This window comes from Geomonas subterranea, assembly GCF_019063845.1.
Classification (GTDB): Bacteria; Desulfobacterota; Desulfuromonadia; order Geobacterales; family Geobacteraceae; genus Geomonas; species Geomonas subterranea.
In genome coordinates, this window is the sequence record NZ_CP077683.1 from 3,889,973 (window position 1) to 3,913,736 (window position 23,764).

Annotated in this window: 19 protein-coding genes; 7 read left to right on the forward strand and 12 right to left on the reverse strand. The window is 66.4% G+C overall.

The window, feature by feature from the left end; genetic code table 11:
• The first annotated feature begins 165 nt into the window (after positions 1 to 165).
• Genes KP001_RS16935 through extS form a run of 3 tightly spaced genes read left to right on the forward strand, consistent with a single transcriptional unit; the run spans position 166 to position 1,986 of the window.
• The gene (locus KP001_RS16935; RefSeq protein ID WP_217286749.1) at positions 166 to 786 is read left to right on the forward strand and encodes a cytochrome b N-terminal domain-containing protein; all 621 of its coding nucleotides are present in this window, start codon (positions 166 to 168) and stop codon (positions 784 to 786) included.
• Positions 783 to 1,142 (forward strand): selenite/tellurite reduction operon b-type cytochrome membrane protein ExtQ, encoded by a 360-nt coding sequence (gene extQ / locus KP001_RS16940; RefSeq protein ID WP_239027811.1) that lies wholly within the window; start codon positions 783 to 785, stop codon positions 1,140 to 1,142. Before KP001_RS16935 ends, extQ begins: the two co-directional genes overlap by 4 nt.
• A 31-nt stretch (positions 1,143 to 1,173) precedes the next feature.
• The gene (gene extS, locus KP001_RS16945; RefSeq protein WP_217286750.1) at positions 1,174 to 1,986 is read left to right on the forward strand and encodes a selenite/tellurite reduction operon c-type cytochrome lipoprotein ExtS; all 813 of its coding nucleotides are present in this window, start codon (positions 1,174 to 1,176) and stop codon (positions 1,984 to 1,986) included.
• A gap of 130 nt (positions 1,987 to 2,116) precedes the next feature.
• Here extS and KP001_RS16950 read toward each other — a convergent pair whose 3' ends face one another.
• The gene (locus tag KP001_RS16950) at positions 2,117 to 3,235 is read right to left on the reverse strand and encodes a methyl-accepting chemotaxis protein (RefSeq protein ID WP_217286751.1); all 1,119 of its coding nucleotides are present in this window, start codon (positions 3,233 to 3,235) and stop codon (positions 2,117 to 2,119) included.
• A gap of 291 nt (positions 3,236 to 3,526) precedes the next feature.
• Here KP001_RS16950 and KP001_RS16955 point away from each other — a divergent pair, with 291 nt between their 5' ends.
• A complete protein-coding gene (locus KP001_RS16955) occupies positions 3,527 to 4,636 on the forward strand; it encodes a glycosyltransferase (protein ID WP_217286752.1) in 1,110 nt (369 codons plus the stop codon).
• Positions 4,637 to 4,732: 96 nt separating this feature from the next.
• Here the strand turns inward: KP001_RS16955 and KP001_RS16960 are convergent, their stop codons facing one another.
• The 6 genes from KP001_RS16960 to glf all read right to left on the reverse strand — a co-directional run bounded on the left by KP001_RS16960 (position 4,733) and on the right by glf (position 13,295).
• Positions 4,733 to 6,967: an SDR family oxidoreductase gene (locus KP001_RS16960; protein WP_217286753.1), complete on the reverse strand. Its 2,235-nt coding sequence runs from the start codon at positions 6,965 to 6,967 to the stop codon at positions 4,733 to 4,735.
• A gap of 13 nt (positions 6,968 to 6,980) precedes the next feature.
• A complete protein-coding gene (gene galK, locus KP001_RS16965) occupies positions 6,981 to 8,051 on the reverse strand; it encodes a galactokinase (RefSeq protein WP_217286754.1) in 1,071 nt (356 codons plus the stop codon).
• 14 nt (positions 8,052 to 8,065) lie between these two features.
• Positions 8,066 to 9,157: a M24 family metallopeptidase gene (locus KP001_RS16970; RefSeq protein ID WP_217286755.1), complete on the reverse strand. Its 1,092-nt coding sequence runs from the start codon at positions 9,155 to 9,157 to the stop codon at positions 8,066 to 8,068.
• Positions 9,154 to 10,239, reverse strand: coding sequence for a galactose-1-phosphate uridylyltransferase (galT, locus tag KP001_RS16975; protein ID WP_217286756.1), 1,086 nt, complete (start codon positions 10,237 to 10,239; stop codon positions 9,154 to 9,156). Before galT ends, KP001_RS16970 begins: the two co-directional genes overlap by 4 nt.
• 68 nt (positions 10,240 to 10,307) lie before the next feature.
• A complete protein-coding gene (locus KP001_RS16980) occupies positions 10,308 to 12,095 on the reverse strand; it encodes a glycoside hydrolase family 2 protein (RefSeq protein ID WP_217286757.1) in 1,788 nt (595 codons plus the stop codon).
• Between the two features lie 63 nt (positions 12,096 to 12,158).
• Positions 12,159 to 13,295, reverse strand: coding sequence for a UDP-galactopyranose mutase (gene glf / locus KP001_RS16985; protein WP_217286758.1), 1,137 nt, complete (start codon positions 13,293 to 13,295; stop codon positions 12,159 to 12,161).
• A 320-nt stretch (positions 13,296 to 13,615) separates the two neighbouring features.
• On the opposite strand from glf, the gene KP001_RS16990 reads away from it, so the two are divergent.
• From KP001_RS16990 to KP001_RS17000, 3 genes are read left to right on the forward strand one after another with little or no spacing between them, the layout of a single operon-like run.
• Positions 13,616 to 14,284: a cobalamin B12-binding domain-containing protein gene (locus KP001_RS16990; protein WP_217286759.1), complete on the forward strand. Its 669-nt coding sequence runs from the start codon at positions 13,616 to 13,618 to the stop codon at positions 14,282 to 14,284.
• Positions 14,281 to 15,315: a uroporphyrinogen decarboxylase family protein gene (locus tag KP001_RS16995; RefSeq protein WP_217286760.1), complete on the forward strand. Its 1,035-nt coding sequence runs from the start codon at positions 14,281 to 14,283 to the stop codon at positions 15,313 to 15,315. Before KP001_RS16990 ends, KP001_RS16995 begins: the two co-directional genes overlap by 4 nt.
• Before the next feature lie 2 nt (positions 15,316 to 15,317).
• A complete protein-coding gene (locus KP001_RS17000) occupies positions 15,318 to 17,831 on the forward strand; it encodes a response regulator (protein WP_217286761.1) in 2,514 nt (837 codons plus the stop codon).
• On the opposite strand, the gene KP001_RS17005 is transcribed toward KP001_RS17000, so the two are convergent.
• The 5 genes from KP001_RS17005 to KP001_RS17025 form a co-directional block, all read right to left on the reverse strand.
• Positions 17,821 to 19,248, reverse strand: a complete 1,428-nt coding sequence (locus tag KP001_RS17005; protein WP_217286762.1) for a glutaredoxin family protein — start codon at positions 19,246 to 19,248, stop codon at positions 17,821 to 17,823. The two genes, KP001_RS17000 and KP001_RS17005, sit on opposite strands and share 11 nt — an antisense overlap.
• A 33-nt stretch (positions 19,249 to 19,281) precedes the next feature.
• Positions 19,282 to 20,286, reverse strand: a complete 1,005-nt coding sequence (locus KP001_RS17010) for an AI-2E family transporter (RefSeq protein ID WP_217286763.1) — start codon at positions 20,284 to 20,286, stop codon at positions 19,282 to 19,284.
• A 132-nt stretch (positions 20,287 to 20,418) separates the two neighbouring features.
• Positions 20,419 to 20,922, reverse strand: a complete 504-nt coding sequence (tpx, locus tag KP001_RS17015) for a thiol peroxidase (protein ID WP_217286764.1) — start codon at positions 20,920 to 20,922, stop codon at positions 20,419 to 20,421.
• Positions 20,923 to 21,214: 292 nt separating this feature from the next.
• Positions 21,215 to 23,356 carry a putative bifunctional diguanylate cyclase/phosphodiesterase gene (locus KP001_RS17020; RefSeq protein WP_217286765.1) on the reverse strand — a complete coding sequence of 714 codons (2,142 nt, stop codon included), beginning with the start codon at positions 23,354 to 23,356 and terminating at the stop codon, positions 21,215 to 21,217.
• Positions 23,357 to 23,381: 25 nt separating this feature from the next.
• Positions 23,382 to 23,753, reverse strand: coding sequence for a response regulator (locus KP001_RS17025; protein WP_217286766.1), 372 nt, complete (start codon positions 23,751 to 23,753; stop codon positions 23,382 to 23,384).
• Between the last annotated feature and the right edge of the window lie 11 nt (positions 23,754 to 23,764).

Sequence of the window (23,764 nt, forward strand, 5' to 3'; positions counted from 1 at the left end):
TCCCCTCCCTTGACGGGAGGGGGCCGGGGGGTGGGTGAAGCGGCAAATGGCGGAAATGATGGCATCTTACCCCACCCCCTAACCCCCTCCCGCAAGGGGAGGGGGAACTCGGTGGGCCGGGGCAGGGTAGCTGGCGTTACAGGTAAAACAGCGGGAGCGACTGACTTGATCGAGGACTTCCTCAAACATCTTTTTCCGAGGGCGGTGCTGCAAAGGAACCTGACCCTCTCCTATACCCTCTGCCTGGGAGGGTTGGCCTTCACCTGCCTGATGCTGCTGGGGGCTTCGGGGGGGCTGCTCCTCTTCTACTACCAGCCCACTCCGGCCGCAGCCTACCCGTCCATCCTGCTCCTGGAGTCCTCTGTCTGGGGAGGGCGCTACCTGAGAAGCCTGCACCGGCTCGCCAGCCACTTCTTCCTGGTGCTGATCGTGCTGCACACCCTGCGGGTGATCCTCACCGGCGCCTACCAAAAGCCCCGGCAGTTCAACTGGCTGGTCGGCTGCGCGCTGTTTCTTTGCGCCGTCTTCGAGGGGTACACCGGCTACCTTCTCCCCATGGACCAGCTCGCCCTCTGGGCCACCCAGACCGGGATGGAACTGCTGCACATCATGCCGCTTGGTGGCGCGCTGCGCGCCGTGCTGGTGCCGGACGGGGTGGGTGGACCGGCATCGCTGCTCAGGTTCTACGTGCTGCACATCCTGATGGTCCCGGGATTACTCCTCTTTTTGAGCGGGCTTCACTTCTACCGGATCAGGAGGAACAAGGGGGTGCTTCCGTACCTATGAAACGAGGCTACGTCAAGAGTTCGCCGCACTTCTTCCGTCTGATAACGATCGCGCTGGGGCTCACCGCCGTCGCCGTCATGCTCCTGGCCGCGCTGGTCCCGGCCCCCCTGCAGGAGCAGGGGAATCTCGCCCGCGTGCCCAACCCGGTCAAGTCCGCCTGGTTCCTGCTCTGGATCCAGGAGCTGGTCAGTTACTCAAAGTACCTCGTCTACCCGGTGCTGGCGCTGGCGGCCTGTTTCATCGCTCTCCCCTGGCTCTCCCCCGCGGCGCCGCAGCAGGGTGCCTGCTGGTTCCCGCGCGCCTGCCGGGGGGTGAGCTGGGGGCGCTTGTCACATGTCTGCTGGTGCTCACGCTGACTCTCCTGGCCATGTTCTGCAGAGGTGCCAATTGGCAGTTCGTTTCCCCCTTCTGATCGCGCTGGCGACCCTCCTCGCGCCCTTCTCTGCACATGCGGGCAAGGTGTCCTGTCTCGACTGTCACCCATCGCACTACCGCGCCCTGGGAAGCTGCGTGGCCTGCCACCGTGGCGATCCCCGTTCCGGCCGGATTCGCATCGCCCATCACGACCTGGTGCAGGGGCGGTTCGCGTGGTTTGCCGTGCCCGGCGCAGCTTCCACGCGGCGGGGACGCGATCTGATGGAGACCTACGCCTGCCGTCGCTGTCACACCTCCGCGGGAAAGGGGAACCGGCTGGCCGCCGACCTCGACCGTCTTCCGGCAGGGAGCACGGCGCAGGGGATCTTCGAGGCGATCGGTGCTCCGGCGCTGTTGATGCCCCAGTTTCATTTCGATGAGCGCCAGAAAACGGAGCTGGTGAACGCGGTCCTTGCGGGGGCGCGGGAAACCGCGCGCAAGGGGGAGCGGCGTGAAGGGGAGTCGCCCCAGGTGGTGCATTTTCTGGATGGGGATGCCGGCCGGGACAACATCTTCGAGAAGCGCTGCGGGGCCTGCCACCGGGTGCTCACCCGCACCCGGGGAGGGCTTGGGCGCGGCAGCATCGGCCCGAACCTTTCCGGGCTGTTGACGGAGTTCTATCCCAAGACCGCGGCAGGGGGGACCGCATGGAGTTCTGCGGCGCTGGAGAAGTGGCTGGAAAATCCGAGGAAAATCCGTGAGCAGACGCAGATGCGTCCGGTACCCCTGCAGCCAGGCGAGTTGGCGAAGCTGCTGGCCGTTTTCACAGAGCGCGCGCCGCAGTAGCCCAAACCGCACCTCCGTGTCACCGGGTCCGCCGCCCCCCCGTGCTGAAAACAAAGCGGCCCCGCCGGATACCTGGTCCGGCGGGGCCTTCCCTCCCCGTCTCAAGGAGGTGAGAGGCGGGGTGGACCCGTTACCCGTGCACGATCTCCTCGAGGTTGCTGGCTATGGTGGTCGAGGTCGCTGCCTGCTCCTCGGAGGCGGTGGCGATCTGCGCGATGACGTGTTCGATCTGCTCGATTGAGTGGACGATGTTGGCGAGCGAGCTGTCGACCTGGTGCGAGAGCGCCTCGCTCACCTCGGCCTCGCTCTTGCCCCGCTCGATCGATTCCACCGCCAGGGAGGTTTCCTTCTGGATCTCCTCGACCATGAGCCGGATCTCCTTCGTGGAGGCGACGGTGCGGTCCGCCAGCCGGCGCACCTCGTCGGCCACCACGGCGAAGCCGCGTCCCTGCTCGCCGGCGCGGGCCGCCTCGATGGCCGCGTTCAGCGCCAGCAGGTTGGTCTGGTCGGCGATGTCGTTGATCACCGCCACGAACTCCCCTATCTTCGCGGACTTTTCCCCGAGGTTCCCTACGATCCCGGCCGAATCCCTCACGATCTCGGCGACCTTGCGCATCTCGCTCACGGCCTGGCTCACCACGCTCTGCCCCTCGCGGGCGTTGCCGGCCACCTCGGCGGCGGAGTCGGCGGCGTTCACGGTATTGCGCGCCACCTCGTTCACCGTCATGCTCATCTCTTCCATGGCGGTGGCGATCTGGGTTACCCGCGTCTCCAGGTATTCCTTGCGATCGATGGCCTCGCGCTGATGCTGCGCCACCGCCTTCTCGGCGGTGATGTCATTCCAGCAGGCCATGTAGCAGAGGACCTTGGAGGGGTCGCGGCTGTCCCAGATGGGATAGGTCGAGGTGCGCAGGGTGATTTCGCCTATGGGGATTTCCGCCGTGTGCGGCATTCTTCCCCGCGGTTCGCCGAAGATGCTGCGGATCCGTGCCGGGTCCTTGTGAAACTGGTGAATGCTGTTCCCTTCGGCGTTGGCCACGTCTGCGCCCCGCAAGCCCGAGTTCAACTGGCTTCGGAACTGCTGCATCAGGGCCCGGGCCTGCCTGTTCATGTAGATGATCCTGTTTTCGTGAGTGGTGTCGCAGAGCATGACGATGTTGTCGACGTTGTCGAGCATCTGGGTCATTTTCGCGATTTCGACTGCCTGCTCGTCGAGGACGGATCTGTTGGGATTGCCGAAGAATTTCATGAATGCTCCCTTCGCGCCCACTCGGGGCCAGTTGGATGGTATCAACCCCGGCCCCAAGAGGCGCACGGGGAGAGGCACGGGTCTCATACCTTCATCGGCAGAACGCTTCCAAACTTTAATGTGGCACCCTTTTTACCCTTTTTTCAGCGGGGAACCCGCCGGACGTGTTGGACGGCTTCACTTCCCGATCGCTCATGTTAAAATCCTCTACTGTTGTTCCGGCGGGAAATCCGCTAGGGGCGGTATCACCGGCACGGCAGCCGGACCGGAAGCCGTCGACAGGAGGCGGGGATGCACGAAGCGATCATCGTTTTTTCCCACCTGCGCTGGAGTTTCGTGTACCAGCGTCCGCAGCAGCTTCTGGCGCGCATGGCGGAGCGCCGCCGCGTGGTCTTCTTCGAGGAACCGGTATGGGACCGGGAGGCCGCCCCGTTCCTGGAATGCTCCACCCCGGCCCCGGGGGTGCTGGTCTGCCGTCCGCACACACCGGTGCGGCAGCCGGGATACCACGACGAGCAGTTCCCATGCCTGCTGCCGCTTCTGGAACAGCTCCTGCGCGAGGAGCGCCTGGAGCGCTACCTCGCCTGGTTCTACACCCCCATGGCGCTGCCGCTTGTGGCGACCCTCACCCCCCGCCTGGTGGTCTACGACTGCATGGATGAACTGTCGGGGTTCCTCGAGGCGCCGAGCGAACTGGCGGAGCGGGAGCGGGCCCTGCTCGCCCGCGCCGACCTGGTGTTCACCGGCGGCCCGAGCCTTTACCAGGCGAAACGGCGCCACCATTCGCAGGTGTTCTGTTTCCCGAGCAGCGTCGACGCGGCGCATTTCCGCCTGGCGTGCAACGCCGGTATCGAGCATGAAAGCCAGCTCTCCCTGCCGCGGCCCCGCCTTGGTTACTTCGGGGTGCTGGACGAGCGGCTTGACCTCCCGCTGCTTGACGCACTGGCGCTCTCTCACCCGCAGTGGCAGATCGTGATGGTGGGACCGGTTCTGAAGATCACCCCGCAGGCCCTGCCGCGGCACACCAATATCAGCTACTATGGCCAGCAGGAATACGCCCAGCTCCCCCGTTTCCTTGCCGGCTGGGACGTTTGCCTCATCCCCTTCGCGTTGAATGACGCCACCCGCTTCATCAGCCCCACCAAGACCCTCGAATACATGGCAGCAGAGAAGCCCGTGGTGAGCACCCCCATCACCGACGTCGCCGAACCCTACGGCGGCATCGTCTTCATCGGCAACGGCATCGAAAGTTTCATCGCGGGATGCGAGCAGGCCCTGGGGCTGTCCGAGCAAAAGCAGCGGGACATGGTGGGGGCGATGCGTGCGGTGGTCGCCGCCACCTCCTGGGATGCGACGGTCCGGGCCATGGAGGAGTTGATAGCGGCGCCGTCGCAACGGTAGCCACTTCCCCCACCACTTAACCCCCTCCCGCAAAGGGAGGAGGGACCAGGAACAGCTCTCCCGGGAATGCGCGGAAGAACTTAAAAAAGGCCCCGTTCAGGGGCCTTTTTCCGTCTCTACGCCACGGCTCCGCTCCGGGGGGTGCGCTTCGGGCGGCGGGGCGGCATCCCGGAAATAGCGGGAGAGGGCGTCCTGGAGGGAGGGGAGGGCGGCTCCACGCTCGCTCGCCAGGGCCGAGAAGGGGGGACGGCGGGCGACAAAGCCCAGGGAGGAGGCGGGGCGGGGGATCACGGCCGCGGGATCGAGTCCCGCCATGCTCGCGCAGCACCCGGCGAACTCGGCCCAGGTAACCGCCCCGTCGTTGCTCACATGCCAGATGCCGTGCGCGGCGTCCACCAGCAGGTCGAGGCAGGCGTGCACCAGGTCGGGGAGGTAGGTGGGGGAGACCACCAGGTCGGAGGCGGCATCGATGGTACCTCCCCGGGCGAGGCGGTTCAGGGTCGTCGTGACGAAGTTGTACCGGTCCCAGGGGCCGAAGAAGGCGCTGGTGCGAATCAGCAGCGCTCCCGGATGGAGCCTGAGCACCCGGCGCTCGGCTTCCGCCTTGCTCCGGCCGTAGACGTTCAACGGGGAAACCGTGTCGGTCTCGTGGTAGGGGCTTCCCTTGCTGCCGTCGAAGACCAGGTCCGAGGAAAAGGTGACGAGCGGAATGCCTCTGCGGGCGCAGGCCGAGGCGAGTATCTGGGGCCCGACCGTGTTTTCCCTGAAACAGGTGGCGGCGTCCCCCTCCGCCTCGTCGACCCGGACGAAACCCGCCGCGTTGATGACCGCCCAGGGGGCGAAGAGGTCCAGGGCCGCGGCGATCGACTGCGGCGAGGTGATGTCGAGTTCGGCGCGGGAAAGGAGATGGCAGGGGACGCAGCGGCTGGCGCAGACCAGGGAGAAGGCACGCCCCAGGGTCCCGCTCTTGCCGATCACCACCACCCCTCCGGTCCCGGGCTGCGGTGCGGCGCGGAGCGGGGGGTGCGGGCGGCAGCCGGGGAGGAGCCGGTCGGTACGGCGCCACCAGCCGGGACTGGCGAGGGTGGGGTGGAAGGCTCTGCCCACGAGCGCGACCTGCTGCAAGGCGGTGGCGAGGGCGGTGGGGCGGGGAGCGGGACCGCGCACGTCGAAGACGCCCGGCTCGTACCTCCCCTCCATGCTGGTGAGGAGCTCGCACCAGTCGAACGACCCGAGCAGGGCCCACGAGGTGACCGCCCGCACGGGAACCCCCTCCCGGCACAGCTTCAGCGCGGCCTGCCACGCCTCGTGGAACCAGCGCAACTGATCCTCCCTGGTGGCGCCCGCATGGACCTCGGTGAGGGCCACCTCGCGCCCGTAGCGCAGCCAGGCCAGGCGGAGCACCTCCTCGTGCCCCAGGATCCCCTCCGGGCAGGCGCGCACGGCTTCCACATCGACGTAGCGGTGCCGGTCGTTGCCGCCGTGACATGTGGCGGGGTAGCGCTCCAGGCGTTCGTCGAGGTAGCGATCGCTGGTGAGGTAGTAGTTGAGCCCCACCACGTCGGGAGTCGTGTCGCAGCGAAGGAAGTAGTCGAAATCCTCGTCGGTGGCGCCGTTTTGGGAGAGCCACAGGCGCAGGGGATGATCCCGGTCCACCCGCCCCCCCAGAAGGTCGAGGCTCAGCCACCGGCGGCAGTTCTCGTAGTCGGCCTGGTAGGTGAGGAGGGGGGTCGACGAGGTTCTCCCCATGTCCTCGGTCATCACGAGCCTTGCCGCCGGGATGACCCTCCTGATGGCCCGCATCGCCTCCACGATCCCCCGGCACTGCACGACGACCGCGCTGACGAAGGTGCGATCGTCGCGCCCGTGGGGGTACCAGTGACCGTAGAGGCAGCTGAAGCGTGCGGTGGTGAGCGGTTCGTTGACCGGGGTGAACGAGGTGAGCCAGGGGTAGCGTGCCGCGACCATCCCGGCGTAGCGGGCAAGCAGGGTGGGGAAGGCCGCGTCGGTGAGGCTCGTGTAGCGCGGCCCGCTGCCGTGATGCAAAAAGCCGACGATGGGTTCGAGCCCAAGACGGCGCAGCAGTGAAAGCCGTTGGTCGCTGAAGCTCCAGTCGGGGCGGTCCAGGGAGTCGGGTGCCACCATCTCCCAGAGCACCGGGTAGCGCAGCGCCGTTATCCCGAGGGTCGCGAAGAGCTCCAGGTCGGATGGGCGCGCCAGGTGGCCGCTCAGCTCGATCTGGCTGTGGAAGCGCTCCCCCACCCGGTGCAGGGTGCACTCGACCCCACCCCAGAGTTCGGGAAAGAGCCGTTGGCCGTCCGCCCCAGTCACGTCTGTGCCCTCCCTACCGGGGGACCAGCAGCGTCCCCTGCTGTCCCTGTTCCTGGTACAGCCCGAGCACCCGCTCCCCCACGGCGCGCGCGGAACCCTGCCGCACCAGGGCCACGCAGGCGCCGCCGAACCCGGCGCCGGTCAGCCGCGCCCCGAACACCTCCACCTGCTGCTGCAGCAGGGAAACCAGGAGATCGAGCTCCGGTGTGGAGACCTGGAAGTCCTCCTTTAGACTTCGGTGCGACTCGTTCATCAGTTCCCCGAACCGGCAGGCGTGAGGCGCCACGAGGGCCTGAAGCACCCGCTCGTTCTCCCTGATCACGTGCCGGGCCCGGAGCGCCAGGTCCCGCGGGAGGCGGCTCAGTTCCGTGGGGTCCTCGAGATCGCGCAGCGAGGCGAGTCCCAGAAGGCGCGCGGCCTCCTCGCACTCCTGCCGGCGCAGATTGTACCTGCTCTCCCCCAGGCGGCGCGGCACGCCGCTGTCCAGGACCAGGAGCTCGGAGTTGCGCGGCAGGGGGACCAGCTTGCGCTCCAGGGAGCGGGTGTCCAGAAAGAGCATGTGGGTGGTGTCGGCGAGGCTCGAGGCCATCTGGTCCATGATGCCGCAGTTGACCCCGGCGTAGCGCACTTCGGCCTGCTGCGCCATCAGGGCCAGGGAGAGGTCGTCCAGGTCGAAGCCGAACAGCTCGCGCAGGGCGCGCAGGAAGGCGACCTCGAGGGCGGCGCTGCTGGAGAGCCCGCTCCCCATCGGGACCCGCGACGTCACCCGGGCGCAGACCGGGTCGCAGTGGTAGCCCGATACCCGCAACAGGGCGAGACAGCCGTGCAGGTAGGCCGCGAACCCGCTCGGGACGGCCCCTCCCGCCTCGGACCAGGCGCGCTCCTTCAGCTCGCAGGCGAAGTAGTGGTTCAGGCCGTCGCGGCTTCTGGCCACCTCCACCCGGGTCTCCAGCGGGATGGCTATGGGGAGGACGAAGCCGTCGTTGTAGTCGGTGTGTTCGCCCAGGAGGTTCACCCGCCCGGGTGCGGAAGCTGCGGCCTGCGCCGGAAAACCAAAGACCCCCTGGAAGCTTGTCTCGTCCATGGTTCGCTCCTTGTCTACCCCTGCCAGACCAGCGGCCGCTCAAGGCCCGCGACCGGCGCGCTCGGCCACACCGGGTCGATGGTGAGGTTCAAGAGCCCTGTTTCGGTGATGAGGAAGGTATCCTCGATCTTCGCGCCGGCAAGGCTCGGGTTCCAGGCCACCGCCATCCCCGCCTGGAGCACCTCCCGGCTCTCCGGCCCCGCGATGACCTCCCGGGAGAGGTACCCGGTGATCCCACCCTGGTGGTGTTCACGGATCGCATCGCCGAAGCCGAACCCGGCGTAGGCGTAGCTGAGTTCGCGGTAGATCTCGTCCAGTTGCTCGTCGGGGCGCGAAAGGGAGAGCGCGCGCGCCTCGATCTCCCGAACCAGCTGGTGCCGATTCTTATCCTCGCTCCCCATGGGGCCGAAGACGACGAAACGGGTCAGGTTGGCGTAAAGGCCGAAGCCCCGGGCGCAAAAGACCAGCATGCCGCAGCGGCCGAGGGGCTCGCCGGTCGGGAGGGGGTGGCGGTAAAGCCGCCCGCGCCGCTCTCCCGACGCGAGGATGAGCGCTGGGGCGAGGCCGCGCGAGAGGAGGGCTCTCCCCCCTGCTGCCGCCAGCTGCCGTTCCGTCCACTCCGGCTGGGCCTGGGTGAGCACCTCGGTCATCGCCTGCGCCGCCAGAAGCCCCACCGAACGGTAGCGCTGCACCTCCCCTTCGGTGAGCACCCGTTTCGCGTTCAGGAAGGGGAGGGGGAGCTCATGCTCCCCGTTGTCGGGACGGTCGGAGCAGACCGGCAGGCCGTGGGCCAGTTCGCGCAGCACCACCTCGACCTGGGAGGGGTAGGCCCAGGGGAGGACCCGCAGTTCGAAACCTTCCGGGAGCTGCTCGTCGGCCAGGCGCTGCGCCTCGATCTCGTTGGTGATGACATAGGCGCCTTCCGGGGTCACCACGACCTCCGCGACCCCCGTTTCCGCGGCGAGCAGTACCTCGTTCGACCCGCCCGCCGTGACCCAGGCGAACCAGTCCACCCCCTTCAGGCGCACCGCCATCTCCGGGCACAAGGTCTCCCGGATCAACCTCACCTTTCCGGCCGCTTCGGCCGCGCGGGACGTGCCGTTCATAGCGTCACCTCCACGTTCCTCAATTCCCGCGCCTTCTCCTCGGGAAGCGCGTCGTTGGCGAACATCCCGGCGGCGAGCTCGGTTCCGGCCAGGTACTTGAGCCGGTCGCTGGAGCGATAGGGGGGGTAGAACTCGGCGTGCAGGTGGCACTCCGGATGTTCGTGGCCGTCGGTAGGGGCGCCGTACCACGCCATCAGGTAGGGGAAGGGGCGCTGCCACAGGCCGTCGTATTTGAGGAGCGTCGTCTTCAGCGCCCGGGCCAGGTCCGCCCGCACCGCCGGGTCCAGCTTGTCGAAACCGGTCACGGCGCGACGCGGCGCCACCCACACCTCGTAGGGGTAGCGGGCGCACGGGGGGACGAAGGAGACGGCGTGTTCGCCGAGGTAGAGGATGCGTTCACCCGAGGCGGCCTCCCCCTCGATGAGCTCCTCGAGCAGCGGGCGCCCCTTCTCCCGGTAATGGGCCAGTTCCTCGGCCTGCATCCGCGCGGGGACCGGGGGGACGAAGGGATAGGCGTAGATCTGGCCATGCGGGTGGTGCAGGGTGACGCCGACCTCGACCCCCTTGTTCTCGAAGGGGAGCACGTACTTGATGCAGTGATCCCCCCCCAAAAGGGCCACCCGGTCCCCCCATACCTCCATGAGGAGTTCGATGTGGTTGAGCGGCAGCCCGGCGAGCGAGGCGGAGGGATCCTTGGTGAAGACCACCACCTCGCACTTGCCCCGCGCCGGCGCCGTCTTCACCCCCGCCGGCGGAGGGTCGTGCGCGGCGGGCGAAAGGGAGGGGAAGCGGTTGTCGAACACCGCCACCTGGTACTCCCCCTGGGGAAGTTCGGTCGGGTTCTCCGGGTCGCGGGTGGGGGCGAGCGGGTTGTACTCGGGGGGAGGCATGAAGGTGCGCCCCTGGCGGTAGCTCGCGTAGGCGACCCATTCGCCTCTCAAGGGGTGCCAGCGCAGGTGCGGGTTGGCCTGCAGAGGCTCCCGGTTCGGGCTCGGGGCGGGCCCGACGAGACGGACCGGAGTGTTGCCGTAGAGGGTGAGGCTGCGTCCGTCGGGCTTGGTCATCTCTTCCCTGTAGAGCATGGCGTCGTTTCCCTTTCCTACCCGCCGGGGCGGGAGGGTCTCTTTTCGCAGGAGTTAAGGCGGGATGGCTAGGTGCTTTCCCAGTGCAGCGCCCCCTCCTCGACCTGGCCGCGCACCGCCTCGCAGATTCTCTCGAGCGGGATCTTGGGGGTCCGGTCGGCGTAGAGGAGGCCGTTGGCCTCCTGGAAGGTGTCGGCGAACTGGGTGTAGCAGAAACCGCTGAACATGGCGGTCCCCCGGGCGACGTCGATGAGGGCCAGGACCAGCTTCTCGAACTCCTCGAGGCTCGCGTGCCTGAAGTACCCCCAGGTCCCCTGGTGGCTCTCGTCGGCGGGGTTCACGTAGGCGACGCCGCCGAACTCGGTGAGGATGATGGGTTGCCCCCGGTGCGGGTAGCCGTCCAGGGTGAGGATGCGCCCCCCCGGCCGGCGCCGGTCGAAGAGCTCGTCCGGCTTCACCTGCGGGCCGTACCGTTCCCTGAGCGTCTGCGGGTTGTTGTCGTAGTCGTGGATGCCGATGATGTCGGTGGCGGAGCTTTCCCATCCGTCGTTGCCGATCACCGGGCGTTCGGGGTCGAGCGTCTTGGTGAGGTGGTAGAAGGCGTGCACCGCGTCGCGGTGCGCCTGGGTGGCGGTGAGGTCCGGGACCCCCCATGACTCGTTGAAGGGGACCCAGACGATGACGCAGGGGTGGCTGTAGTCCCGCTCGATGGCCTCGGTCCATTCCCGCATCAGGCGCTTCACGGCGCGGGTGGTGAACCGGAAGGCGGAGGGCATCTCGCCCCAGACCACGAGCCCGAGCCGGTCCGCCCAGTAGAGGTAGCGCGGGTCCTCGAGCTTTTGGTGCTTTCTCACCCCGTTGAACCCCATCTGCTTGGCGAGTTCCACGTCGCGCCGGGCGGCTTCGCTTGACGGGGGCGTCATCAGGGTCTCCGGCCAGTACCCCTGGTCCAGCACGAGTTTCAGGGGGTAGAGCCGCCCGTTCAAAAGGAAGCGGTCCCGGTGCACCTTCGCCGAGCGGAGCGCGGTGTAGGAGGTGATGCTGTCGATCACCTCCCCCCCCTTCAAGAGCTTCACTTCCGCGTCGATGAGGCGCGGGTGCTCGGGGGACCAGAGGAGGTCGTTCCTGAAGTCGTCGATGCCGGGATCCGAAAGGGCGATCCTGCGGTGCACCTCCCCCCGTATCACCCGGTAGCGGTCCTCGACCAGGAGGTCGCCGTCGCTGGAGAGGCGCACCTGCACCTCGAGTTCGTCCGCGATGGGCCCCAGGATGAAGGCCTCAAACCCGATCTCCCAGCGCTCCAGGTGGGGCGACCAGCGGATCCGTCTCACGTAGGTCTCCGGCACCTGTTCGAGCCAGACCGTCTGCCAGATGCCGGTGGTGCGGTAGTACCAGATGGCGTGGGGCTCCGGGCGCCAGTCCTGCTTGCCGCGCGGCTTCTCCAGGTCCTCCGGGTCGTCCTCCACCCGGACCGTCAACCGCTGGGTGCCTAAGGGGGAGAGGAGGTGGCCGATGTCGGCGCTGAACGGGGTGAAGCCGCCGCGGTGCCTCGCGACCAGCATGTCGTTCACCCAGACGTGGGCCAGGTAATCCACCGCGCCGAAGTGGAGGATCACCTTCTTCCCCTCCTCGGGGCGGTACTCGAAGTCGCGCTGGTACCAGCAGACCTTGTGGAAACCGGTGTCGCCGATCCCCGAAGCCTTCGCTTCCGGGGCGAAGGGGACCTCGATGGTGAGGGGCCAGGCCCCGATGTCGGACGGGACGCCGTAGCGCGCGTCGTCGTCGAAGGTGAAGCGCCAGGGACCGTTGAGGGAGAGCCATTCGGGGCGCTGCAGTTGCGGGCGGGGGTATTCCATGTACAAGCCTCGAAAAAGGATTAAAAAAAATTCACCCGCATAGACTAGCAGGGCGGAGGCGATTTACAACTGGGGGCCGTCATCCCCTTCCAGGGTGTGGAAGAGGTCGAGGGCGTTCTTGAAGGCCTGGTCCATGTTGAAGTACTTGTAGTTGGCCAGGCGCCCGACGAAGTGCACGTCGGGGAGCCGCTCCGCCTCCTCCTGGTAGCGCCGGTAGATCGCCTCGTTCTCCGGGGTGGGGACCGGGTAGTACGGATCCCCCTCGTCGGTGGTGTATTCGCGGGAAATGGTGGTCTTGTGGTGTTTCTGGCGGGTGAAATGCTTGTATTCGACGATGCGGGTGAACTCGCCGTCGGCCGGGTCGGGGTAGTTGATCACCGAGTTCTCCTGGAAGAATTCCCGGTCCAGGGTGATCCATTCGAAGCGGATGGAACGCCACTGCAGTTTCTTGTGGCGGGAATGGCGGTAGTCGAAGAAGCGGTCGATAGGGCCGGCGTAGAAGAGCTTGCGGCAGCCGCGCAGCTCGGGGCTTTGCCTCACGTCGAAGTAGTCGCTGTTCAGGCGCACCTCGATGTTGGGGTGCCGGAGCATCTTCTCGAAGAGCCTCGTGTAGCCGTTGACCGGGAGCGCCTGGTAGCGGTCGCTGAAGTAGCGGTCGTCGAAGTTGGTGCGGATGGGGATCCTCTGCAGCACGGAGGCGTCCAGTTCGTGCGGGTATTTGTCCCACTGCTTCTTGGTGTAGTGCTTGAACATCTTCTCGTAGAGGACGTGTCCCACCCGCGCGAGGGCGGCCTCCTCGCCGTTTCTGGGCGCTTCGTGCTTTACCTGCACCCGCTCCAGGAAGCCGCGCATCTCCTCCTCGCTGCGCAGGGAGAGCCCGAAGACGGAGTTCACGGTGGTGATGTTGACCGGGATGGGCACCAGCTTGCCGTCCACGCGGGCGAGCACGCGGTGCTCGTAAGGGTACCAGTCGGAGAAGCGGTTCACATAGCGCCAGACGTCCTCGAACTCGGTGTGGAAAAGGTGGGCGCCGTAGTTGGAGATCAGGATGCCGTGCCTGTCGTAACTGTCATAGCAGTTTCCCCCGATGTGGTGCCGTTTCTCCAGCACCAGCACCCGCGCCCCGCGGGAGGCGTAGCGCTCCGCCAGCGTTGATCCCGAAATGCCTGCTCCCACGACGACGATGTCGAATGTGCCCATATAGCCACCTCGCTGCAGGAAATTTGACATTAGGGAATGATAATGTCTTGCGCCGTCCAGTCAACGGGCGGCCTGTTGGAGGCGGTGGCGGCCGGACAAAACACTCATAGGAATTGTGATTGCAGTCACCAGCAGAAGAAAAAGTTGTCATAAGGAGCCAGCCTCTGTCAGAAAGACAAGACATTGCAGTGGACTAATCATCGAAGGAGGTGTAAGTTTTATTCCTACCTGGCTTACTACCTCTCCCTTCTTCCGTTCAAGCTGTGTTGGCTGGATCCGGTTGTCGTTGTTGTGTAACAACTTGCTACCTGGAGAAATGCATGGCCACCTCCTGCTACTCTGGTAACGCTGCCGACCATCTCTACAGTCCGCCCGTGCTACTTCTGGAAGCCGCTCTGGTCAGCATGGACCGGCTGGCCGTGCGGCAGATCTATGACCATTCCGGCCTCTCCCCCCTCAGTTTTTGCGAACAGGTAATCGCACCGGCACTCTCCGTCATCGGGGAGAAATGGGATCGCGGCGATCTTTCCCTCTCCCATGTCTATATGAGCGGCCGGGTGTGCGAGGAGTTCATGGAGCAGGTGCTCGGGGGGCGGTCCGACTGCGTGGACGAACGCAGGCGCGTGGCGCTGGCGGTGCTCGAGGACTACCACCTGCTGGGCAAGCGCCTGGTCGGTTTCGTGCTCAAGGGGGCGGGCGTCCCCTACCTCGACTACGGGACGGTGTCGGCGCAGGAACTGGTGCGGCGCGTGCAACGGGACGGGGTGCGGGTGCTCCTCATCTCCGCGCTCATGCTGCCGTCCGCCCTGAAGGTGCGGGAGGTGCGCGACGCCCTGGACCGGCTCGGGGTGGAATGCCGCATCGTGGTGGGAGGCGCTCCCTTCCGGCTTGACCCCGCGCTGCACAGGGAGGTGGGGGCGGATCTGAGCTGCGACACCGCCTCGCAGGTGCTGCTGGCCCTGGGGCAGCTCAGGGAGGGGGAGTCATGACCAGCATGGAACGCGTCCTCACCACGCTGTCGCACCGGGAGCCGGACCGGGTTCCGCTCTTTTTGCTCCTATCCCTGCACGGCGCGCGGGAACTGGGGCTCACCATCGAGAAGTATTTCTCCAGGGCCGAGCACGTGGTGCAGGGGCAGCTGCGCATGCTGGAGCGTTACGGTCACGACTGCATCTACACCTTCTTTCACGCCTCCCTCGAGGCCGAGGCATGGGGAGGGTGCACCATCTTCAGGGAGGACGGCCCTCCCAACGCGGGACCTCCGCCGGTCACGGCCGACGCGATCGCCTCGCTCACCCCGCCGCGGGTCGAGGACGTGCCGTGCTTGAGGCGCGTGCTCGAGGCCCAGCGCGCCCTGAGACAGGCGGTCGGGGAGGCGGTACCGGTGATCGGCGTCGTCATGTCCCCCTTCTCGCTCCCGGTCATGCAGCTTGGCTTCGACCACTACCTCGACCTCATGTTCGACCGCCCGGACCTCATGCAGAGGCTCATGGAGCTCAACGGAGCCTTTTGCGCCGACTGGGCCAACGCCCAGCTTGCCGCCGGTGCCCACGCCATCTGTTATTTCGACCCGCTCGCCTCACCCAAACTGATCGATCCCCTCCTGTACCGCCGCTACGGCGCTCCCGCAGCCCAAAAGGCCATGGCGGCCATTTCTGGTCCCACCGCCACCCACCTCGCCTCCGGCCCCTGCCTCCCGGTGGTGGATGACCTGGCCGCTTCGGGCACCATGATGGTGGGGGTGGGAGGGGAAGAGGAGCTCGCGGCCGTCAAGAACGCCTGCCGGGGCCGGCTCACGGTGCTGGGAAACCTCAACGGCGTAGAGATGCGCTCCTGGGACGAGGGGGCCACCCTGGCCGCGGTCAAGGGGGCCATCGATGCCGCGGCCCCCGGCGGCGGCTTCATCCTCTCGGACCAGCATGGCGAGATCCCCTGGCAGGTGCCCGAAGCGACCCTGCGCCTCATCGGCGAGGCGGCGCGGGAATTCGGCAGCTACACCGGTACCGGCGGGAGGGATTGAGGATGGCGACCACGCGCATCTACTGCTGCGAGACACTCGGGGGGGACGTCAGGGCCGCCCTGGCCCAGGGGTGCCTGGGGTGGGTGGAATGCACCACCTTCACCGGGTGCTGCGGCCGCCCCCCCGTTTCGTGGGACGATCTGCGGCGCATATGCGGCCCCTCTCCCGCCATCGTGGTCGGGGGGGAGTGCCTGGCGCACCTGGGTGCCCCACCTGACGACCTGCGCCGGGTACATCTGCTGAAAAAGCGCCATTGCGCAGCGCTTATCTGCGGTGATTACGCCTTCGACAGGCACACCGCCGCCGGGGCGTACCTGGTCACCCCCGGATGGCTCGCCCGGTGGCGTTCCTTCGTGGAGGGGTGGGGCTTTAACGAGAGTACCGGTGCCGAATTCTTCGCGGAAAGCTGCTCCAGGGTGACCCTGGTCGACACGGGGAGCTCGCCGGAGAGTCTCCGGTCGCTGGAGGAGTTCGGGGCTTTCGTGCAGCGGCCGGTCGAGGCGGTTGCCGCAGGGCTCGAGCTTTTGAGCCTGCAGCTGGAAAGGGCGCACGGCGAGCTGGAGCGGCAGGGCGCAGAGGGGGGCGACGCCGCGCCTGCGCCGGCCTCCGACTACGCGCTGCTCCTTGACCTGCTCTCCAGGGTGTCGAGCAGCAGCGGCGAGCAACGGGTGGTCGAAGAGCTCCTTACCCTGTTCGCCATGCTGTTTGGGGCGAGGGAAGCGGCCTTCATCCCGGGAAACGGGGGGCCGCTCTACCGTCATGGCGAGGCGGTGACCGAAGACCGGAGGCTGCGCCAGCTCGCCGGGGAGATGCCGGGAAGCTTCGAGGTGGCGGAGGAGGGAAGAGGGTTCCTGGTGCGCCTGAGCCACAACGGTCTGGTGGGGTGGCTGTGGGCCGCCCACTTCGCCCTCCCCCGGCACCTGCAGAGATACCTGAACCTCGCCGCCAGCGCCGCCAGCGTCTGCGCCATGGCCATCGTGTCCGCCAGGACCGTGCACCGCAACCTCAAGGAGAGCGAGGAGAAGTACCGGCTGTTGTTCGAGAACATGGGGAACGGGTTCGCCCTCCTGAAGATGCTCCTGGGGCCGATGGGAACCCCGGCGGACTTCCGCTTCGTAGAGATCAACCCCGCCTTCGAGGCCTTCACCGGCAGGACCGAGGAGGAGCTGGTGGGGCGGACCATGCTGGAGCTCCTCCCCGATTTCGAGCCGTCCCAGCTGGAAAGCCTGGGGCAGCTCGCCCGCGAGGGGACGCCGCTCGCCCTGGAGCGCTACTTCTTCAACGGCAAGTGGTGCCAGGTTTGGCTCTTCCGTCCCAGGCCCGGCTACTGCGGCATGATCATCAACGACATCACCAGGCAAAAGCTCCTGGAGGACAAGCTCAGGCAGTCGATCAAGATGGAATCGGTGGGGCGTCTGGCGGGAGGTGTCGCTCACGAATTCAACAACATGCTGTCGGTCATCATCGGTTACGCGGAGATGCTGGGGATGGAGCACTTCGCCAACTCGCGCGTCACCGATTCGCTTCAGGAGATCTGCAAGGCGGCGCAGCGCTCCCGGGACCTCACGGCGCAGCTCCTCTCCTTCTCGCGGCAGCAGCTCATCTCGCCGAAGAACGTGGATGTGAACCAGGCGCTGGAGGTGCTGGCGCGCAAGGTATCGCTCCTGGCCGGACCGGGGACGCGGGTTTCCCTGAAGCTCTGCCCGGAGCCGTGGCCGGTGCGGATCGACCCGGCCCAGCTGGAGGAGATCGTCGCCAACATCGCCAGCAACGCCGGCGCGGCCATGCCCGGCGGGGGGACCCTGGTCATCGCCACCGGCAACATCACGGCCGGCGAGGAGATCTGCTACACCAACATCGACGCGGCGCCGGGGGAGTACCTGGAGATAGCGATCTCCGATTCCGGGCACGGCATGGACGGCGAGACCTGCCGGCACGTCTTCGAACCCTTCTTCACCACGCGGGAGGTGGGGCAGGGGAGCGGCCTGGGGCTTGCCAGCGTGTACGGCATGGTGACCCAGAACGGCGGGTTTGTGACCGTGGAGAGCAAGCGCGGGGAGGGAACCACCTTCCGGGTCTGTCTCCCCCGCGTCCGGGACCGGGTCCAGGAGACGAAGGTGGTAGCGCCGGGGAAGGCGAGCGGCACCGTGCTGGTGGTCGAGGACGACGAGATCGTGGGGAGGATGACCCTGAAGATGCTGGAGCACATGGGATACCGCGTGCTGCTGGCGGGCGATTCGACCGAGGCGCTCGAACTGTGCCGGACGGAACATGGCATCGACCTGGTGCTGTCGGACGTGATGCTGCCGGGGGCGAGCGGCAAGGAGGCGGTGGAAGCCATCCTCGCCCTGCGCCCCGATTTGAAGATCATCTACATGTCCGGCTATGCCCCGGAAACCCTGCTGGACAAGGGGGTGGACCGCGGCCGGGTCAACTTCATCCAGAAGCCCTTCGACATGGCGAGCCTGTCGGACAAGATCAGGTCCGCCCTCTCCGGGACCTTCGCTACCGGGTAGCCCCGCCGTCTTGTCCCCCGTCCCCGCGCGCCGGCCGGAAGCACAGGGCGAGCACCACCGCGACGGCCAGGGTCGCGGCGAGCAGCAGACCGGAGACCAGCGGGTCGCTCAAAAGCGCGGGCCTCATTAGAAGCACCACCGCGAGCCCCAGCATCATCACCCCCGAAACGAGCTTCAGCACCCGCCCCTGCCATTCGCTCAGCTTCCTTCCCCCCAGGGTGACGGTGAAGATCACCACGATCACCGCCAGCGGCACCACGTAGACCAGGCAGTACAGGGCGAGATAGAAGTAATAGCCAGCGGCGGCGAGCCGGTGCAGCGTCAGCGCGCGGGTGAAGACCATGGGAAACCCCGCGGTGCACAAAAGCTCGTAGCTGTTGGCGGCCACGGCGAGCACGGCGGTTCCCAGCAGAAGGGGCGCAAGCGATTCGGCCTTCAGAAGCAGCCTCATGCGGGCGAAAAGCTTCGGTTTTTTCCCCTCGGGGATGCCGAGCGTCACCCCCTGCCGGAACAGGAAGAAGTCCTTCACGTTGATGAACCCGATGAGGAGCGCCAGGATCCCGGCGGTCGTGGTGACGGCGGGGAGTGTCCCGACCAGCAGGAACAGGTTGAGCCAGGCCGCCAGGAACAGGAAATAGAGGAGTCCCGAGACGAGCACGAAGACCCCGCCGATCAGCAACATGCGTCGCCGGGAACGGGCGTGGATCAAAAGGCTCAAGAGGAAGAAGAGCACGAAAAAGGCGCAGGGGTTGAAGCTGTCCAGCGACGCGATCACCAGGGTGAAGAAGGGGAGGGAATGCCGCCGCGGGTCGAGCTCTCCCACCCCGGGAAGCGTGAGCCCGCCGGCCGTACCAGGGGTGCCGGCTTGGGGCGCAGCCCTCTTCGGGGTGACCGCACCGGGGACCTGGGGGGTGACGGCGCGCGGCTTCAGCGCCTCCTCTACCGCCCCCTCGAGCTGTGCCGGGGTTGCTTCGGAAAAACCGCTGAAATAGTGTGTTCCGATGATGAAGACCGGCACCCCGGTCGCCTCCCGCCCCCTCTCCTTGGCCATGCGCATCAGTCGCGGTATGTTCTCCCGGTGTTCCAGCACCTCCCATGATTCCACCTTCAGTCCCGGGTGCTTGCGCTGCAGTTCCTCAAGAAAAGGCTTCGCCTTCGCGCAGTGCGGGCACCCCTCGCCCCAGAAGTAGTAGAGAGTGGCGGAGGAGGAAGTCGAGGCGAGGGCGCACCGGGCAGCGGGACAGAAAAGAACGAGGAGCAGGACGAGAGCGCCGAGAAGGCGCATCGCCCATTGCGGCACTGGTTGGCGCGAAGGTAATACCGGGAGGATGCGAGGGGGGGGCGTGCCGGCGCGGGGACCGGTGCGGGAAGCGGGGAAGCTCGTTGTGTGGTGGATGGCGGACATGGGGAAGATCATACTACGGCGTCCCCCTTTGGCCAGGGCGCGCCGTCAGACCAGGCGATAGGCCTTCAGTTCCTGCTTGAGCCAGGCGTAGACCACGGGGGCCGCGACGAGCCCCGCGACGCCGAAGATCGCTTCCATGACCAGCATGGCGGTCAAAAGCTCCCACACGCTCGCCTTCACCTCGCTCCCGACGATGCGGGCGTTGGTGAAGTACTCAAGCTTGTGGATCAGCACCAGGAAGACGAGGGAAGCGACGCCGACCATGGGGGAAACCCCGAGGCTGATCAGCACGATGGTGAAGTTGGAGATGAGGTTTCCCACCACCGGGAGGAGCCCGGCGATGAAGGTGAGCAGGATCAAAAGCGTCACCATGGGAAGCTGGACGCCGCACAGGGGAAGGATAACCGCCAGGTAGAGCGCGGTCAGGGCCGTGTTCAGAAGCGAGATCTTCACCTGCGCGAACACCACCTTGTCGAAGGCGCTGGCGAGGTTCAGGAGGCGGTCGTGCAGGTTGGCGGCCAGCGGAGGGAAACCCTCCTCCTTGTTGAAGCGGTGCAGCACGGCGAGGCTTCCCACCACCATCCCCAGGACCATGTGCGCGAAGGTCTTCACCCCGGACATCCCCACCGACGAGATGTTCTTGCCGTGCTCGCGCAGCATGGTGACGATCTGCTCGCGCAGTTCGTCCACCGTGTCCGGCAGCATGGCGGTCAGGTCCTCGGGGAGGTTCCGCTTCAGGTTGTCCAGGGTCTCGGCGGCGGTCCCCAGGAGGTTGGACATGCCGTGGTGCCCGCGCAAAAAGGACCAAAGTCCCAGGCCGATTGCGGAAACGAGCCCGATCACGAACAGGATGATTCCCGCCAGCGCCAGCTTCTGGGTGAGCGACCCCCAGCGTCCCGGGAGTTTCAGCGCGAGCTTCGCCGTCAGCGCGTACACCGCGAGCCCGGCGAACACCGCCGGCAGCAGGTGGAAGTGCAGCACCGTGAAGACGGCGAGTACCGCCAGCGCGTAGCTTACCTGCAGCGTGGTGGGGATCGTTCTGGTTTCCATGACCATCCTTTTACTATCAACGTATGCGCCGCGTCCAGAAAAATCCGGCAGGAGTGCCGTGCGCGGCAGGCACAAAAAAAGCGCCCGCTGCAAAGCCGCGGGCGCCCTCTTCGCGTTCTGACGCGGTTGAGACTAGAGAAGCCCCTTCGCCGCCGCGAGCACCGCGGCGTAGTCCGGCTCCTGGGTCACCTCGGGGACGAACTGGATGTAGCGGATCACGTTCTTCTGGTCGATGACGAAGATGGCGCGCGAGAGGAGCTTGAGTTCCTCGATCAGTACGCCGTAGGCGAGGGCGAAGGAACGGTCGCGGTAGTCGGAGAGGGTGACCACCTTGTCGATCCCGGCCGCGCCGCACCACCTCTTCTGGGCGAAGGGGAGGTCGGCGCTGATGGTAAGCAGCGCCACATCCCCGGGGAGGCCGGCGGCCTCCTGGTTGAAGCGCCTGGTCTCCGTATCACAGACCGGTGTGTCCAGTGAAGGAACGGCGCTTATGATCTTCACCTTTCCCTCATAGTCGGCCAGGGTCACCTGGTTGAGAGAGTTGTCCACCACGGCGAAATTGGGAGCGGCATCTCCCACCTTCAGTTCCGGCCCCACCAGTGTCACCGGGTTTCCCTTGAAAGTAACTTTAGGCATAGTTCCTCCTGCGCAGGTTGAATTCTCGGGAAAGGGTAAGACATTTTCTGCGGATTGCAACTGGTGACTGGTACAGGAGATGCCCGCGCGCCCGGCCGCCTCCGCTTTTCTGCCTCCCACTCGCTTGACGGGAGGGGGCGGGGGGGTGAAGCCGCAGGAGACGGAAATGATGGCACCTTCCCCCACCCCCTAACCCCCTCCCGCAGGGGGAGGGGGATCAAGGGCAATCCGTCCCGGGGATAAAAGGGGACGGGGATAAAAGGGGACAGGCACCTGCGGAGCCAGTCCCCTTTTACGGCATGGCGAGCCCCTCGACCAGGAGCCGTGTGATCTCCTCCGGGGGCGCCGGGCGGCAGAAAAGGTACCCCTGCATGACGGAGCAGCCATGCTCAAGAAGGAAGCTCATCTGCTCGGCGGTCTCCACCCCCTCGGCGACGATCTCGAGCCTCATGCTGGTGGCCATGGAGATGATGGCGGTGGTGATGGCGGCACCGTCGGGGTCCCTGGTCACGCCCGTTATGAAGGAGCGGTCGATCTTCAGGGTGTCGATGGGGAAGCGCCGCAGGTAGCTCAGGGATGAGTAGCCGGTGCCGAAGTCGTCAATGGAGACGGTGACCCCCATCCGCTTTAGTTCCGCGAGGGTGGCCGTCGCCTGCTCCACGTCCCGCATGATCACCCCTTCGGTGAGTTCCACCTCGAGGTGGCGCCCCTCCAGCCCGAAGTTCTGCAGGCACTCGGAGACCATCTCCACCAGGCTCTTCTTCAGGAAGTGGCAGCCGGAGAGGTTCACCGCAACCCTCGGGGGGGTGATCCCCTGGGCGAGCCAGGCGGCGAGCTGGCGGCATGCGGCATGCACCACCCATTCGTCGATCAGCGTGATCTGCCCGCTCTCCTCGGCGAAGGGGATGAAGCTCCCGGGGGGGACGAAGCCGAGCTCCGGGCTCTGCCAGCGAATCAGCGCCTCCAGCCCGATGATGCTGCCGCTGCCGGCATCGACCTGCGGCTGGTAGTAGAGCACGAATTCCTCGTTGGCGAGCGCCTTTCTGAGCTGCCGCTCCAGGAGGAGCCGCTCGCAGGCGGCGTCGTTGAGGGCCTGCATGAAGAACTGGGCGTTGTTGCGCCCCTCCCTCTTGGCGTGGTACATGGCGGTGTCGGCGTTTTTCACCAGGGTCATGGCGTCTTCGCCGTCGTCGGGGTAGATGCTGATGCCGATGCTGGTGGTGACGCAGATCTCCACCCCGTCCAGGAGGAACGGGTCGGAGAGGAGCTGCAGGATCCGCTGCGAGGCCGCGATCACCCCCTTGGTATCCTGGATGTCCTCCATGATGACGGTAAACTCGTCCCCACCCAGCCGGGCCACCGGGTTTTCCTCCCCTTTTACTCCCCCCGGCCAGACGGAGTCATAGCCGCGGACGCAGTGCTTGAGGCGCTCGGAGACTTCCCTGAGCAGTTGGTCCCCCACGGCGTGCCCGAGGGTGTCGTTGATCTCCTTGAAGCGGTCCAGGTCCAGGAAGAGAACCGCCACTTTCTTGCGGTAGCGGCGCGCGAAGGTGAGGGCGCGGTCCAGGAGTTCGCCGAAAAAAACGCGGTTGGGGAGGCCGGTGATGCTGTCGTAGTAGGCCAGGGAACGGACCTGCTCCTCGATCCGCTTCCTCTCGGTGATGTCCTGGATGGTGCCGGAGATGCGCACCACCTGGCCGGTATCGTCCGTGCCGATCTCGCCCTCGGTGTGGCAGCAGCGCTCGTCGCCGCCGGGGAGCACGATCTGGTGGTCCAGGCTGATGGGCCGCTTCAAGGAGCAGGAGTCCTCGAAGGCCTTGTTGAAGAGCTCCTTGTCCAGCGGGTGGATGGTGTTGAGGAAGGCCGAGTACGATGAGTCGAATCCGGACGGGTCGACGCCGAAGATGTTGGATATCTCATGGGACCAGTGGAACTTGTCGTTGAGGACGTCCCACTCCCAGCTCCCCATGTGGGCGATGCGGTGGGCGTTGTTCAGACGGGCCTCGCTCACCCTGAGGTCGCGGATCGCCTTGCTGGAACGGAGCATGTAGCGGACCCGGTGCCGCAGGATGGCCCAGTGGATCGGCTTGGTGATGAAGTCGGTGGCCCCGGCGTGATACGCCTGGTCGATGGCACGGGTGTCATCGAGCCCGGTCATCATGAGGACCGGCACGTCCACGCCGGCGGGGAGGGCGCGCAGGGCGCGACAGGTCGCGAAGCCGTCCATCTCCGGCATCATCACGTCGAGCAGGACAATGTCGGGCTGCAACTGCCGGAACTGCTCCAGGGCGATGACGCCGTTTTCTGCCTCGGCCACGAAGAACCCCGCCTGCTCCAGGGCCGCCACGGCCAGGTCCCGCATCATCTCGTCGTCATCGACGACCAGCACCAGCTCGGGCCGCAGTTCGCTCTCGTCGTAAGGGTTCGCTTCCATGTGTGTCGTCGTTTCCTCCATGTAATTATCCCAGCAGCGCCTGCACGGCGGCCACCACCTTCGACGTCCCGAACGGTTTGTGCAGGTAGCCGCTGGCCCCGGTGCTCTCCACGAGCGCCTTCAGTTCCTCCTCCGGGCGGCCGGAGACATAGAGGATGGGGATGTCCCGGGTCGCCTCGTTGGACTTGTAGATCCCGGCCACCCGGTCACCGGAGAGGAAGGGCATCATCACGTCCAGGATAATCAGGTCGGGCTTCACGCCCTCCCAGAGGTGCCGGTTGGCCTCGGCGGCGTTGCCGGCCAGCCGGACCTCATAGCCCGCCCATTCCAGGACCCCGCGCAGCAACGTGGTGATGGTCTCGTCGTCGTCGATCACCAGGATTTTTCGCTTTTCCATGCTCGACTCCT